Origin of the sequence: Pseudomonas alkylphenolica (genome assembly GCF_016009175.1) — a bacterium.
Lineage (GTDB): Bacteria > Pseudomonadota > Gammaproteobacteria > Pseudomonadales > Pseudomonadaceae > Aquipseudomonas > Aquipseudomonas alkylphenolica_B.
Map to the genome: position 1 here is coordinate 1 of NZ_JADUCM010000003.1, position 15,518 is coordinate 15,518.

Genomic DNA, 15,518 nt, shown 5'->3' on the forward strand with positions numbered 1-15,518 from the left:
CATTGGAACCACCTGATCCCATCCCGAACTCAGCAGTGAAACGATGCATCGCCGATGGTAGTGTGGGGTTTCCCCATGTGAGAGTAGGTCATCGTCAAGATTAAATTCCGAAACCCCTATCTGCGTACGCAGGTAGGGGTTTTGTCTTTCTGGTGTTTACCTCGACCTCATCGCGGGACACCTTCGTGGTAAGGTTTCCCCCAGTTTGCAAGCCGCCAGGGAAGCCCTATGCCACACAGCCGTACTCTTCAGCCAGGATTCATGGTGGTCCATGGCAATCGTCTGGATGAACTGCGCAGTCTGGTGGTGAGCTGGATGCGCCGCTATCCGCTGGCCCCCCTGGAAAATGAAATCGCCCTGGTGCAGAGCAACGGCATCGCCCAGTGGCTCAAGCTGGCTTTGGCTGAAGATCCGGAAGTGGATGACCAGGGCGGCTGCGGTATTGCGGCGGCCGTCGAGGTGCAACTGCCGGGCAGTTTTATGTGGCAGTTGTACCGCCGTGTGCTGGGACGGGATGAGATCCCCGAGACTTCCCTGCTGGACAAAGCGCCACTGACATGGCGACTGATGCGCCTGCTGCCCGAGGTCATCGACAAGCCTCACTTCGAGCCCCTGCAGCGCTTCCTTACCGACGACTCGGACCTGCGCAAGCGCTATCAGCTTGCCGAGCGCCTTGCCGACCTCTTTGACCAGTATCAGGTTTACCGGGCCGACTGGCTCAAGGACTGGGCTGCCGGTCGCCATGTCTTGAACACCGCGCGCGGTGACGCCAAGCCACTGCCCCCCGCCAACTGCTGGCAAGCCGAGCTGTGGCGTGCGCTGTTGCTGGATGTCGGCGAGGCCGGCATGGCGCAGAGCCGCGCCGGCGTACACCAGCGCTTTATCGAGCGCATCAACACCCTCGAGCAAGCCCCGGCCGGGCTCCCTTCGCGAGTAATCGTTTTCGGCATTTCATCGTTACCGGCCCAGGCACTTGAGGCATTGGCCGGCCTGGCCCGCTTCAGCCAGGTGCTGCTGTGTGTGCACAATCCGTGTCGCCATCACTGGGCGGACATCGTCGCCGACAAGGACCTGTTGCGTCACCAGTACAAGCGCCAACAGCGCAAGAAGGGCATGCCCAGCCTGATCGACGCCCAATCCCTGCACCAGCACGCCCATCCGCTGCTGGCTGCCTGGGGCAAGCAGGGCCGTGACTACATCAACCTGCTCGACAGCTACGATGACCCTGCCAGCTACCGCACAGCGTTCAGTGACGGACGTATCGACCTGTTCAGCGACAGCGAGCCGGAGAACCTGCTCAACCAGTTGCAGGACGACATTCTCGAACTTCGGCCATTGGCTGAAACCCGTGAGCGCTGGCCGGCGGTCGACCCGGCCAAGGACCGCTCCGTGCGCTTCCACATTGCCCACAGCCCGCAGCGCGAAGTGGAAATCCTGCATGACCAGTTGCTTGCACGCTTCAGTGCCGATCCGCAGCTGCGCCCCCGTGACGTGATTGTCATGCTGCCGGATATCAATACCTATGCGCCGCATATCCGCGCAGTGTTCGGCCAGTTGGGGCGTGATGATTCGCGCTTCATTCCCTTTACCCTGACGGACCAGGGGCAGCGAGGCCGCGACCCGCTGCTGATTGCGCTGGAACATCTGCTCAAGCTGCCAGACAGCCGTTTTGCGGTCAGCGAGATTCTCGATCTGCTAGACGTTCCGGCCTTGCGCGCACGTTTTGCGATAAAGGAGAGCGACCTGCCGACCCTGCATCGGTGGATCGAAGGTGCCGGCATTCGCTGGGGGCTTAATGCCGAGCAGCGTGCATCCCTGGGGTTACCGGCGGGTCTTGAGCAGAACAGTTGGCGCTTTGGCCTGCGCCGCATGCTGCTCGGTTATGCCGTAGGCGCAGGCGAAGCCTGCGACGGAATCGAACCGTTCGATGAGATTGGCGGTCTGGACGCAGCACTGATCGGTCCGCTGGTCGCACTGCTCGACGCCCTGGAAATCGCCTGCCAGCAGCTCTCCGAAGCGGCAACCGCCGCGCAGTGGGGCGAGCGTCTGCGTGCGCTGCTGCAGGTGTTCTTCCTTGCCGAAACCGAGCACGACGATTACCTCCTGGTGCAGTTGCAGGGCCTGCGTGAAACCTGGCTTGAGACCTGCGAATCGGTTGGCCTTAACGACTTGTTGCCATTGACCGTGGTTCGCGAAGCCTGGTTGGCCGGGCTCGACCAAGGGCGCTTGTCGCAACGCTTCCTGGCCGGCTCGGTCAACTTCTGCACCTTGATGCCCATGCGTGCCATTCCGTTCAAGGTAGTCTGCCTGCTGGGCATGAACGATGGCGACTACCCGCGTGCGCAACCACCATTGGACTTTGACTTGATGGGCAGTGACTACCGCCCGGGCGATCGCTCGCGCCGCGAGGATGATCGCTACCTGTTGCTGGAGGCGCTGCTCTCGGCCCGCGATCAGCTGTATGTCAGCTGGGTCGGCCGCAGTATTCGCGACAACAGTGAACGCCCGGCCTCGGTGCTGATTGGCCAGCTCCGCGACCATCTGGCTGCTGGATGGCAGTTGCACGGTGCCAAGGCAGACGACAAGCGCGATGGAGGCGAACAACTGCTGCACGCGCTGACGGTCGAGCATCCCCTGCAACCCTTCAGTGCCCGCTATTTCCACAAAGGCAGCAATCTGTTCAGCTACGCCCGGGAATGGCGCGCACTGCATGTGCCCGACACCGGGCAGCCCAAGGCCGGCGACGTGCTTGCCGCCTATGCCAGCGATGAAGCGTTGACGCTGAACGTGCTGCAGGACTTTCTGCGCCACCCTGTGCGTCACTTCTTCCGTCAGCGCCTCAATGTATTTTTCGAGTCAGCCGAGGCGCCAGTGGCTGACGAAGAACCCTTTGTGCTCGACGCTTTGCAACGCTACAGCCTCAGCGAGCGGCTGCTGGCCGCTGCCCTGACGGCGCCGGCTGACAGCGGCTTGACCCTGCATGCTCAGGCGCGCCGCTTGCAGGGCTACGGCATGTTGCCGCTGGCCGGATTCGGACAGTGCCTGCAGGAAGAACTGATCGAGCCTTTACCGGATCTGTTACAGCGCCATGACCAGCTGTTGCGGCGATGGCCCACGGTGTTGGACAGTGCCTTGCCGATCCGTTTCGAGTACCGCCAGCTGAGACTGGAAGGCTGGCTCGGGCGGGTTTACCAGGGCGACGATCAGTCGTTGTTGAGCATCACACCGATACCCAATGCCATCAGCAGTGGTCGTTCGCTGAAATGGCACCGACTGACGGCTACCTGGGTCATGCACCTGTCGGCCTGCGCGGTAGGGCTGCCGCTACACAGTGCCGTGGTGGCCACCGACATCACCTTGATGCTGGCTCCTATTGAGCAGGCACGTGCTGCCGAATTGCTTGGCGACCTGCTACTCGCGCGTCAGGCCGGTATGACCGCACCGTTGCCGGTAGCGGTGAAAACCGCTTTTGCCTGGCTGTCCCACAGTGATTCCGACAAGGCGCTTGCCGCTGCCGCCAAGGCCTACGAAGGGGATGGTCAGAACAGTTCTGGCGAGCGTAGCGAAAGCACCGCGCTGGTTCGCCAGTTCAACGATTTCGCCGCCTTGAGCGCCAGCGAAGAATTCGAGGGGTGGTGTGAAGCCTTGTACCGCCCGATGTTCGATGCGCCCTGGCAGACGCTGGGCAATGAGGAAGACGGCCAATGACCCGCACTGTTCCCCTGGCCCTGAGCTTCCCGCTGCACGGCAGTCAGCTGATCGAAGCCAGTGCCGGTACTGGCAAGACCTTTACCATCTCTGCGCTGTACCTGCGCCTGGTGCTCGGCCATGGTGGCGAGCAAGGCTTCGATCGTGAACTGCTGCCCCCTCAGGTGCTGGTGGTCACCTTTACCGATGCCGCTACCAAAGAGCTGCGCGAGCGAATCCGTACCCGCCTGGCGGAAGCGGCGCGGTTCTTTCGCAACGAACTGAGCGAGGCCGATCCGCTCCTGCAGCAGTTGCGTGACGACTACCCGCAAGACCTTTGGCCTGCCTGCGCCAACCGTCTGGATGTGGCGGCACAGTGGATGGACGAAGCGGCTGTTTCGACGATCCACAGTTGGTGCCAACGCATGTTGCGTGAGCACGCTTTCGACAGCGGCAGCCTGTTCACCCAGAGCCTGGAAACAGACCATAGCGAACTGCTGGGCCAGGTAATGCGCGATTACTGGCGGCAGTTCTGCTACAGCATGCAAGGCGAAGCCTTGAGCTGGGTGCGCAGTCACTGGGGCAGCCCTGATGCGCTGTTACCTCGGGTGCGTGCGCTGTTCGGGCGTCAACACATCGAAAACAGCGCCGAAGAACCACAGGCCCTTATCGATGCGGTGTTGCAACAACGTGCCGAACAGCTTCAGCGCCTCAAGGCACCATGGGCGCAGTGGTCTGCCGAGCTGTTGCAGCTTTGCCGCGATGGGCTGGCTGCCAAGCAAGTGGACGGGCGCAAGATGCAGGCCCGCTACTTTGAGCCCTGGTGTGAAAAACTCGCGGCATGGGCTGTCGACCCGCAAGCGCTGGAACTTGATCTGGGCACCGGGTTCACGCGACTGACCCGTGTCGGCATGGCCGAAGCCTGGAAAGGTGAACCACCCAGCCACCCGGCATTGCAGGCCATGGAAACCCTGCGTGACCAGATTCAGGCGTTGCCGACGCCCGATGCTTGCCTGCTCGAGCATGCGGCGGCGTGGGTCGGTGCGCGCTTTGAGCAGGAAAAGCGTCGCCGCGCTGAGATGGGTTTCGACGACATGCTGGTGCGCCTTGATCATGCGCTGCACGGTGACACCGGTGAGCGTCTGGCCGGGTTGATCCGCGAGCAGTTTCCGGTGGCCCTGATCGACGAATTCCAGGACACCGACCCGGTGCAGTACCGCATTTTCCAGCGTATCTATTGCATCGAGGAAAATGTCCGCGACACCGGTCTGTTCATGATCGGCGACCCGAAACAGGCGATCTACGCCTTTCGCGGTGCCGACATTTTTACCTACCTTGGCGCCCGTCGCGCCACGGCCGGGCGATTGCACAGCCTGGATACCAACTACCGTTCCAGTCAGGCCATGGTCAGCGCGGTCAACCATGTGTTCATGCAAGCCGAGTTGCGCGCATCGGGGCGAGGAGCGTTTCTGTTCCGTGACGGCGACGACAACCCGGTGCCCTTTGTCGAAGTCAAGGCCAAAGGCCGTAGTGAGCAACTGCAGGTGGAGGGGCAGCCGCTTGCAGCATTGAATTTCTGGCAGCTGGGCAGTGAAGAGCCGGTCTCGGGTGCGGTTTACCGCCAGCAGCTGGCGGCCAGTTGTGCCAGCCAGATCGTGGCCTTGCTCAATGGCGGGCAGCAGGGACGTAGCGGGTTTGTCCAGGCCGATCAGTCGTTGCGTGGTTGCATGCCGTCGGACATTGCCATCCTGGTTCGTGATGGTCGCGAAGCGCAGTTGATCCGTAGCGAACTGGCCGCCCGCGATGTGCGCAGCGTCTACTTGTCAGACAAGGACTCGGTGTTCGCCGCCCAGGAAGCCCAGGATGTCCTGGCCTGGCTCAAGGCCTGTGCCGAGCCGGATGTCGAGCGCCTGCTCAAGGCGGCATTGGCCAGTATCACCTTGAACCTGCCGCTGTCCGAGCTGGAGCAGTTGAACCAGAACGAGCGGGTATGGGAACGCTGGGTCATGCAGTTCCGCCAGTACCGGCTGATCTGGCGCACTCAAGGTGCGTTGCCGATGCTGCATCGGCTGCTGCATGACTTCGACCTGCCGCAGGTGGTGATGGCACGCAGTGATGGTGAGCGGGTACTGACCAACCTGCTCCACCTGGCTGAACTGCTCCAGCAGGCGGCCACCGAGCTCGATGGCGAACAGGCGCTGATTCGCCATTTGGGCGAGCACCTGGCCAGTGCTGGCCAGGCGGGCGAGGAGCAGATCCTGCGCCTGGAAAGTGATGAGCAACTGGTCAAGGTGGTCACCATTCACAAGTCCAAGGGACTTGAGTACCCGCTGGTGTTCCTGCCGTTCATCTGCACCAGCAAACCTGTGGACGGCCAGCGCTTGCCGCTGGCCTGGCACGACAGCGAAGGCCGCGCGCACCTGACCCTGACACCGGATTCCGAGCAGATTGCCCGGGCCGACGATGAGCGTCTGGCTGAAGACCTGCGCTTGCTCTATGTGGCCTTGACCCGTGCCCAGCATGCGTGCTGGCTGGGGGTTGCAGACCTCAAGCGCGGTACCGGCAAAACCTCGTTATTGCACCGTTCAGCCCTGGGTTACCTGCTGGGGGGCGGTGCGCCGCTGGCCGCTTCTACTCAATTGAGTGAATGGCTGCAGGCGATGCAGGCCGATTGTTCTGCCATTGCCAGCAGTGCAATGCCTGAGCCTGACGAACAACGCTACAGCGCGCCACGCAACCAGGCCGAGCTGTTGCCTGCGCGTCAGCCCAAGCGCCGTGCTGCCGAAAACTGGTGGATCGCCTCCTACAGTGCCCTGCGCATCGGCGAAGAATCGCAGAACCTGGCTACGGATAGCTCCCAGGCCCAGCAACTGCTCGATGACGAGCGTCCGGACCCGCAGCAGCTGCGTGAAGTGATGCCTGGCAGTGGCGATATCCACCGCTTCCCGCGTGGCCCGAATCCCGGCACGTTTCTGCACGGCCTGCTCGAGTGGGCCGGTCATGAGGGATTTGCCCAGGTCACAACGGACAATCAGGCGCTGATGACGATGGTGGCCCAGCGCTGCAATCGGCGTGACTGGAGTGGCTGGATCAATACGCTCGGCCCTTGGCTGCAGCAGTTGCTGGTGCAGCCGCTGGTGCTGAGCGCGGAGGGTGCACCTGTGGCCTTGCACCAGCTCAGCCAGTATCAGATCGAGATGGAGTTCTGGTTTGCCAGCCACAAGGTCGATGTCGGCCAGCTGGATCGTCTGGTCTGTGAGCATACCCATCAAGGTGCCGCCCGCATCGCGGCACAGTCGGCCCAGCTCAACGGCATGTTCAAGGGCTTCATTGACCTCGCCTTCGAACATGATGGTCGCTATTACGTGGCTGACTACAAATCCAATTGGCTCGGGCCTGACGACAGCGCCTACAGCGAGCTGGCGATGGAAGCGGCGATACTCAGTCACCGCTATGACTTGCAGTATGTGCTGTACCTGCTGGCCATGCACCGTCAGTTGCGTGCACGCCTGCCCGACTATGACTACGACCGGCACATGGGCGGCGCATTGTTCATCTTTTTGCGCGGTGTGCACTCGGCATCGGGTGGGGTGTACTTCGTGAAACCGCCGCGAGCGTTGATCGAACGCCTGGATGCGCTGTTTCGTGGTGTCAATGCACCACAGCAAAACGACCTGTTCCTGGGGGATGCACCATGAGCCGTACTCTCGACGACCTGTTGCCGACGCCGCTGGATGCCGGGCATCTGGCAGCGCTCGAACCGTTGAGCCGCAGTGCAGACCTGCTGGCGCTGCTCGACCGCTGGGTGGAGCGCGGCTGGCTGCGCGCCCTGGACCGGGCGTTTGTCGGGTTTCTCGAAGAGCGCGACCCGCAAGGCGACTCGCTGGTGCTGCTGGCCGCTGCATTGGCCAGCCACCAATTGGGGCATGGCCATGTGTGTCTGGATCTTGGGGAAACCCTCGCCGAGCCCGACTTTGCCCTGTCCTTGCCGCCCGAAGGCGACGCTCTGGCAGGCCCTTTGCTGCTGCCCTCGCAACTGCTTGAGCAACTGGCGCTGACAACCTGGCTGCAGCGCCTGGCGAGCAGCCGGCTGGTTGCCCACGGCGACAACACAGAGCAGGCTTCTCGTCCCCTGGTGCTCAGTGGCCAGCGTTTGTACCTGCGTCGCTATTGGGCCTACGAGCGGCAGATCGATAGTGCATTGCGCCAGCGCCTGGAACAGGCCGAACCCACACCCTCCGACCTGCCTGCGCGCTTGGCGCACCTGTTCGACGGCGGCAGCCAGGCGGGGCAGGTGGACTGGCAGAAGCTTGCCTGTGCCCTGGCGACCCGTGGCGCCTTCAGCATCATTACCGGCGGTCCCGGTACCGGCAAAACCACGACAGTGGTGCGTTTGCTGGCGTTGCTCCAGGTGCCGGCGGTGGAGACGGGGCGACCGTTGCGTATTCGTCTGGCCGCGCCCACCGGCAAGGCGGCAGCACGGCTGACCGAGTCGATCGGCCAGCAGGTCGAGCGCCTGGCTGTCGATCCTCAGGTTCGCGAGAACATTCCCACGGATGTATCGACGGTTCACCGATTGCTGGGCAGCCGTCCGGGGTCGCGGCACTTTCGCCACCATGCGGGCAACCCGTTGCCGCTGGATGTGCTGGTGGTCGACGAAGCGTCGATGATCGACCTGGAAATGATGGCCAATTTGCTGGCCGCCATGCCACCACATGCCCGGCTCGTGTTGTTGGGGGACAAGGACCAGCTCGCTTCGGTCGAGGCCGGTGCCGTGCTGGGTGACCTGTGCCGGGATGCCGAGGCCGGTCGTTACAGTGCCCAGACGCAAGCCTGGCTGGAACAGGTCAGCGGAGAAACCTTGGCCGGGAGCGAACTGCAGCCCGGCAGCAACGAACACTACCCGTTGGCCCAGCAGGTCGTGATGCTGCGGTTTTCCCGACGCTTCGGCGAGACCAGTGGTATCGGCAAACTGGCACGCCTGGTCAACCTGCAGGACGCCGACCAGGCCCGCGCTTTGTTGAAGCAGACCCAGGATGATGTGTTGGGCCTGACCCTGCGCGGTGAACAGGACCGTGCGCTGGATCGCCTGATCCTTGAAGGGCTTGGCCGCGGCAGCGAGGGGCCGCAAGGCTATCGCAGCTATCTGCAGATCATTGGCCGGCAGCGTCCGTCGCCAACGGTGCCAGGTGATGATCCGCGCTGGGAGGCGTGGGCCATGGCGGTGCTGCAAGGCTTTGAAACCTTCCAGCTGCTGTGCGCTGTGCGAAGAGGCCCCTGGGGCGTTGAAGGGCTGAACCAGCGGGTTGGCCGGGTGCTCGGTAACGCTGGCCTGATCGATGTCGAGCAGCCCTGGTATGAAGGCCGTCCGGTATTGATGACTCGCAACGACTATGGTCTGGGCCTGATGAATGGCGATATCGGCATCGCTCTGCGGCTGCCCGATGAGCAGCAACCCGACCAGCAGGTGCTGCGCGTGGCCTTTGCCCGCAATGATGGCCGTGGCGGGGTGCGTTTTGTCTTGCCCAGCCGGCTCAATGAAGTGGAAACGGTGTATGCCATGACCGTGCACAAGTCGCAGGGCTCGGAGTTCAGCCACACGGCGCTGGTGCTGCCGGATGCGCTCAACCCGGTGTTGACCAAGGAGTTGATCTACACCGGCATTACGCGCGCAAAACACTGTTTCACGCTTATCGAGCCGCGTGCGGGAGTGTTCGAGGAGGCTGTGCGACGCAAGGTCAAACGCCTGTCCGGGCTGATGCTTGAGCAGGTATGACGCAGAGATTGGCTGTAGGCGCCGGCAGTTGTAGGCGCTTACAGCCCACTCGTGATCTCGGGGCTGCTACGCAGCCATCGCCGGCAAGCCTGGCTCCTACAAGCTCACGCGTAGGGCCTGCGCACTCGCTGAAAAAACGGCCGCTGTGCTATCGTTGCGACATTATCCCTCTAGCTTGTAAGAGATTTCCTTAATGAATGTGGCCGCCCCGAAAACGGGACGTGTGACCTGCTGGGCGCGCGCGCTGGTGGCCGCGTTGTCGTTGCTGTTCGCTGCGTTGGCCTGCGCGCAGACGCCAGAACCGCCGACGATGGCCGAGCAACGGGCGGCTGCCGTGACTCAGGTGGTGTTGGGCATTCTCAGCTATGCCCGCTGGCCGGTGGAGCCCACGCAGTTGCGCTTGTGCCTGGTCGGCCCGACCGAATATGCCGATGACCTGATAAAGGGTACCCAGCAGCCCTCGGGGCGGCCGGTGCTGGTGCAGCGCTTGCTGACAGGCGACAGCCGTATCGCCACTGCCTGCGACGCGGTTTACCTGGGGCAGTTGAACCAGGACGAACGCAGCCAGTTGTTCAGCACCATCAGCGGTCACCCGGTACTGACCATCAGCGAAGCCGGTGACCCGTGCACAGTGGGCAGTGTGTTCTGCCTTCGGGTCAGCGAACAGCAAGTGGCGTTCGACGTTAACCTCGACTCGGTGGCGCGCAGCGGCGTGCGTATACACCCGAGCGTGTTGCAGCTGTCGCGGCGGCGGGCGGCGCAGCCATGATCGCGTTCAATCGCAAGCGCGAGCGCCCGACCCTGCGTGCGGTGCTGGGGCGTCGTCATCTGAGTGTGGCGTTGCTGGCAGTCGGCCTGGCAGGTATTTCGCTGACAGTGCTCGGCGTGCTGGCGCTGCGTGTGTATGCCAATCACAACCTGCACCTGATCGCCCGCTCGATCAACTACACCGTCGAAGCCGCCGTGGTGTTCAATGACAGCAGCGCCGCCAATGAAGCCCTGGCGCTGATCGCCGCCACCGAAGAAGTCGCTGATGCCAAGGTATTCGACGATAACGATCAGTTGCTGGCCCGCTGGGAGCGCAGTGATGAAGGCCTGCTGGCACAGATGGAACAGCAGGTAGCGAGCAGCCTGCTCGAAGAGCCGATCATTTTGCCAGTGCTGCATCAGGGCCAGCAGGTCGGCCGAATCGAGCTGGTCGGTCAGGGCGGCAGCCTGTTGCGCTTTCTGCTCAGCGGCCTGGCTGGCATCCTGCTGTGTACCGCACTCAGTGCTGCGGGTGCCTTGTACCTGTCGCGGCGAATGTTCGGCGATATTGTCGGCCCGTTGCGCAGCCTGGCTACCGTGGCGCATGCCGCGCGGCGCGAACGCCGTTTCGACCGTCGTGTGCCGGCCGCGCAGATCGCCGAGCTCAATGAACTGGGCAATGACTTCAATGCCTTGCTCGATGAACTGGAGAGCTGGCAGAGCCATCTGCAGAGCGAGAACGAAACCCTGGCCCACCAGGCCAGCCACGACAGTTTGACCGGGTTGCCCAACCGCGCCTTTTTCGAAGGCCGGCTCAGCCGCACGCTGCGTAATGCCAGCAAGCACCAGGAACAGATGGCGCTGTTGTTCCTCGACAGTGACAACTTCAAGGACATCAACGACACCCACGGCCATGCTGCCGGCGACGAAGTGCTGGTCAGTGTCGCCACCCGGGTGCGTGCACAACTGCGCGAGCATGATCTGGTGGCCCGCCTGGGCGGTGACGAATTTGCCGTGTTGCTGGCGCCCCTATACAGCCGCGAAGATGCCCAGCGCATTGCTGAGAAAATTATCGCCAGCATGCGGCTACCTATTCGTTTGGCGGAAGGCCCGAGCATCGTCACCTCTCTGAGTGTCGGCATTGCCTACTTCCCGGATGACGGCAAAACACCGGCTGACTTGCTTAATGCGGCAGACGCGGCGATGTATCAGGCCAAACGCAACAGCGGTGGCCAGTGGCAAACGGCAGAGTCGGAGCACTCTGCCAATCAAGTAGAAAACAGGAGCTAAACCGTGTTTCAGCTGAACCGATACCTGCGATTCCACTTTGTCTGGCTGGCGTTGATACTGCTGGCCTTGACCGGCTGCCAGAGTGTGCCGCCCAAAGGCCTGACAGCCGCGCAGATCGCCGTGCTCAAGCAGGAAGGTTTCCGCCTGACTGACGAAGGCTGGGAGTTTGGCCTGTCGGGCAAGGTGCTGTTCGGCAGTGACCTGGATTCGCTCAACAGTGAGAGCCGTACCATCGTCGAGCGTATCGGCAAATCGTTGCTCTCGGTGGATATCCAGCGGGTGCGGGTCGACGGCCACACCGATGCCTCGGGGCGCACTGCCTATAACGAGCAGTTGTCGCTTCGACGAGCCAACAGCGTCGCCAGCGTCCTGACTGGAGTTGGCATGCAACCGCAGAACATCGACATCCGTGGCCTGGGCAGTCGCGCACCGGTTGCCAGCAACGACACCCCGGCGGGACGCATGGAAAATCGTCGTGTGGCGATTGTGGTCGCCTCGGATTAATCGGCAAAATTCATCGCGCGCGACTCGCCCATCAACAGCGGCGCGTTGCGCTCTGTCACCTCGCGGATGTAATCCCACAGCAGGGTAATGCGCTTCAATTTGCGCAAATCTTCCCGGCAGTACATCCAGAACTGCCGGGTAATTTCCACTTCCTCGGGCAGGATCGCAATCAGGCGCGGGTCTTGTGCCGCCAGGAAGCAGGGCAGGATGGCCAGGCCGCGTCCTTGCAGCGCCGCCACGTACTGGGCGATCACGCTGGTGCTGCGCAGGTTGGCGCTGGCGCTGGGAATTACATTGGCCAGGTACAACAGCTCGGAGCTGAAGGCCAGGTCGTCGACGTAACTGATGAACTGATGATCGGCCAGGTCGCTGCTGCGGGTGATCGGTGCGTGGGTGTCCAGGTAGTCCTGGGTTGCATACAGGCGCAGGCGGTAGTTGCACAGCTTGCAGCACACATAGGGCCCGTGCTCCGGGCGCTCCAGGGCAATGACGATGTCCGCTTCGCGCTTGGACAGGCTGATGAAATGCGGCAACGGCAGGATGTCGACCGAGATCGCCGGGTAGGCATCGACGAAGTGGCTCAGTTGCGGGGTGACGAAGAAGGTGCCGAAGCCTTCGGTACAGCCCATGCGGACATGCCCGGATAACGCTACGCCAGACCCCGATACCTGCTCGCACGCCATGTGCAGGGTGCTTTCGATCGACTCGGCGTAGCTGAGCAGGCGCTGGCCTTCGGCGGTCAGGATAAAGCCGTTGGTCCGTGACTTTTCGAACAGCAAGGTACCCAGGGCCACTTCCAGCGAGCTGATTCGCCGCGACACCGTGGTGTAGTCCACCCCCAGGCGTTTGGCAGCGCTGCTGGCCTTGCGGGTACGGGCCACTTCAAGAAAAAACTTCAGGTCATCCCAGTTCAGGGCGCCGAGCGAGGTGATGTTTTTTTGCATGTTGGTCCGGATTTTATGTGCGTTTTTATTGGATCTTTGCACATCTATACTCCAAATCAGCCCCTAGACCCAAGCGTCCGTCGTGGCTGATCCGGCGGCGTCGATCTCTCCCATACAACAATTTCAGGAGAACGCACATGAACGCATCCCTCACTCCCGACCAGACCAAGGTCGAGCAGGTCAAGCTGCTGATCGACGGCCAGTGGGTCGAATCGAAAACCACCGAATGGCGCGACGTCGTCAACCCGGCCACCCAGCAAGTGCTGGCCCGCGTGCCGTTTGCCACCAGCGAAGAAGTCGATGCCGCCATCGCGGCGGGCCAGCGTGCTTTCAAAACCTGGCGCGACACTCCGATCGGTGCACGCATGCGCATCATGCTCAAGCTGCAAGCACTGATCCGTGAGCACTCCAAGCGAATCGCCGTGGTCCTCAGTGCCGAGCAAGGCAAGACCATCGCCGACGCCGAAGGCGATATTTTCCGCGGCCTGGAAGTGGTCGAACACGCGTGCAGTATCGGTAGCCTGCAGATGGGCGAGTTTGCCGAGAACGTCGCCGGCGGTGTCGACACCTACACCCTGCGCCAGCCTATCGGGGTCTGCGCCGGTATCACCCCGTTCAACTTCCCGGCGATGATCCCGCTGTGGATGTTCCCGATGGCTATCGTTTGCGGCAACACTTTCGTCCTCAAGCCGTCCGAGCAGGACCCGCTGTCGACCATGATGCTGGTGGAGCTGGCGCTGGAAGCCGGCGTACCGGCCGGCGTACTGAACGTCGTCCACGGCGGCAAGCAGGTGGTCGACGCCCTGTGCACGCACACCGACATCAAGGCGATCTCCTTTGTCGGCTCCACTGAAGTCGGCACCCACGTCTATAACCTCGCTGGTCAGCACGGCAAGCGCGTGCAGTCGATGATGGGCGCGAAAAACCACGCCGTGGTGCTGCCGGACGCCAACCGCACGCAGACGCTCAACGCCCTGGTCGGTGCCGGCTTCGGCGCGGCCGGCCAGCGTTGCATGGCCACCTCGGTGGCGGTGCTGGTGGGCAAGGCCCGCGAGTGGCTGCCGGAACTCAAGGCACTGGCCGCGAACCTCAAGGTCAATGCCGGGAGCGAGCCGGGTACCGATGTCGGCCCGCTGATCTCCAAGCGTGCCAAGGAGCGTGTGCTGGGCCTGATCGAAAGCGGCATCAAGGAAGGCGCCACGCTTGAGCTCGATGGCCGCGATGTAAGCGTGCCAGGTTATGAGCAGGGCAACTTCGTCGGCCCGACCCTGTTCTCCGGGGTGACTACCGACATGCAGATCTACACCCAGGAAATCTTCGGCCCGGTACTGGTGGTGCTCGAAGTCGACACCCTCGACGAAGCCATCGCCCTGGTCAACCGCAACCCGTTCGGCAACGGCACCGGCCTGTTTACCCAGAGTGGCGCCGCCGCACGCAAGTTCCAGAATGAAATCGATGTCGGCCAGGTCGGGATCAACATTCCGATTCCGGTGCCGGTACCGTTCTTCAGCTTCACCGGTTCCCGTGGTTCCAAGCTCGGCGATCTGGGCCCGTACGGCAAACAAGTGGTGCAGTTCTACACGCAGACCAAGACCGTCACCAGCCGCTGGTTCGATGACGACAGCGTCAACGACGGTGTGAACACCACCATCAGCCTGCGCTAAGGAGTCCATCATGCGTATTGCATTTATCGGTCTGGGCAACATGGGCGCGCCGATGGCGCGCAACCTGATCAAGGCCGGTCATCAACTGAACCTGTTCGACCTGAACAAGACCGTGCTGGCCGAGCTTGCCGAACTGGGTGGGCAGATCAGCGCCTCGCCCAAGGAAGCGGCCGGCGCCAGTGAGCTGGTGATTACCATGCTGCCGGCCGCTGCCCATGTGCGTAGCGTGTACCTGAACGAAGACGGTGTGCTGGCAGGCGTCAAGGCCGGCACCCCGGTCGTGGATTGCAGCACCATTGATCCACAGACCGCCCGTGATGTGTCGGCTGCCGCAGCGAAGCAGGGTGTGGACCTGGCCGATGCACCGGTCTCCGGCGGCACCGGTGGCGCGGCAGCAGGTACCCTGACCTTCATGGTCGGTGCCAGCGATGAGCTGTTCGCCACCCTGCAGCCGGTACTGGCGCAGATGGGCCGCAACATCGTGCATTGTGGTGCAGTGGGTACCGGGCAGATCGCCAAGATCTGCAACAACCTGCTGCTGGGCATCTCGATGATCGGGGTGTCTGAAGCCATGGCCCTGGGCAATGCCCTGGGTATCGACACCCAAGTGTTGGCGGGCATCATCAACAGCTCCACCGGGCGTTGCTGGAGTTCGGATACCTACAACCCCTGGCCGGGCATCATTGAAACCGCACCGGCCTCGCGGGGTTACACCGGTGGTTTCGGGGCCGAGCTGATGCTCAAGGACCTGGGCCTGGCCACTGAGGCGGCGCGTCAGGCGCACCAGCCGGTGATCCTCGGTGCCGTGGCCCAGCAGCTGTACCAGGCGATGAGCCTGCGCGGTGACGGTGGCAAGGATTTCTCGGCGATTGTCGAAGGTTATCGCAAGCCCGAGTAGTCGCCATC

General features: G+C 62.6%; 9 protein-coding genes and 1 rRNA gene. 9 read left to right on the top strand and 1 reads right to left on the bottom strand.

What is annotated here, in order from left to right:
- The 7 genes from rrf to I5S59_RS04475 all read left to right on the top strand — a co-directional run.
- Positions 1 to 100 (top strand): 5S ribosomal RNA (gene rrf, locus I5S59_RS04445); the annotation flags it as partial.
- Between the two features lie 128 nt (positions 101 to 228).
- On the top strand, positions 229 to 3,708 hold the full coding sequence (gene recC, locus I5S59_RS04450; RefSeq protein ID WP_197875568.1) for an exodeoxyribonuclease V subunit gamma: 3,480 nt from the start codon (positions 229 to 231) through the stop codon (positions 3,706 to 3,708).
- Entirely contained in the window at positions 3,705 to 7,385 is a 3,681-nt protein-coding gene (gene recB, locus I5S59_RS04455; RefSeq protein ID WP_197875569.1) for an exodeoxyribonuclease V subunit beta, read from the top strand. Before recC ends, recB begins: the two co-directional genes overlap by 4 nt.
- Positions 7,382 to 9,463 carry an exodeoxyribonuclease V subunit alpha gene (recD, locus tag I5S59_RS04460; RefSeq protein WP_197875570.1) on the top strand — a complete coding sequence of 694 codons (2,082 nt, stop codon included), beginning with the start codon at positions 7,382 to 7,384 and terminating at the stop codon, positions 9,461 to 9,463. The genes recB and recD overlap by 4 nt, the downstream gene beginning before the upstream one ends.
- Positions 9,464 to 9,656: 193 nt before the next feature.
- Positions 9,657 to 10,232 (top strand): YfiR family protein, encoded by a 576-nt coding sequence (locus I5S59_RS04465; RefSeq protein ID WP_197875571.1) that lies wholly within the window; start codon positions 9,657 to 9,659, stop codon positions 10,230 to 10,232.
- Positions 10,229 to 11,500 (top strand): diguanylate cyclase domain-containing protein, encoded by a 1,272-nt coding sequence (locus I5S59_RS04470; protein WP_197875572.1) that lies wholly within the window; start codon positions 10,229 to 10,231, stop codon positions 11,498 to 11,500. The genes I5S59_RS04465 and I5S59_RS04470 overlap by 4 nt, the downstream gene beginning before the upstream one ends.
- Positions 11,501 to 11,503: 3 nt before the next feature.
- On the top strand, positions 11,504 to 12,004 hold the full coding sequence (locus I5S59_RS04475) for an OmpA family protein (RefSeq protein WP_197875573.1): 501 nt from the start codon (positions 11,504 to 11,506) through the stop codon (positions 12,002 to 12,004).
- Here I5S59_RS04475 and I5S59_RS04480 read toward each other — a convergent pair.
- Positions 12,001 to 12,948: a LysR family transcriptional regulator gene (locus I5S59_RS04480; protein ID WP_197875574.1), complete on the bottom strand. Its 948-nt coding sequence runs from the start codon at positions 12,946 to 12,948 to the stop codon at positions 12,001 to 12,003. The genes I5S59_RS04475 and I5S59_RS04480 overlap by 4 nt on opposite strands.
- Before the next feature lie 137 nt (positions 12,949 to 13,085).
- On the opposite strand from I5S59_RS04480, the gene I5S59_RS04485 reads away from it, so the two are divergent.
- Both I5S59_RS04485 and mmsB read left to right on the top strand, forming a co-directional pair.
- Complete coding sequence (locus I5S59_RS04485; RefSeq protein ID WP_197875575.1) at positions 13,086 to 14,612, top strand: CoA-acylating methylmalonate-semialdehyde dehydrogenase; 1,527 nt, start codon at positions 13,086 to 13,088, stop codon at positions 14,610 to 14,612.
- Between the two features lie 10 nt (positions 14,613 to 14,622).
- Positions 14,623 to 15,510 (top strand): 3-hydroxyisobutyrate dehydrogenase, encoded by an 888-nt coding sequence (gene mmsB / locus I5S59_RS04490; RefSeq protein ID WP_197875576.1) that lies wholly within the window; start codon positions 14,623 to 14,625, stop codon positions 15,508 to 15,510.
- Positions 15,511 to 15,518: the final 8 nt, after the last annotated feature.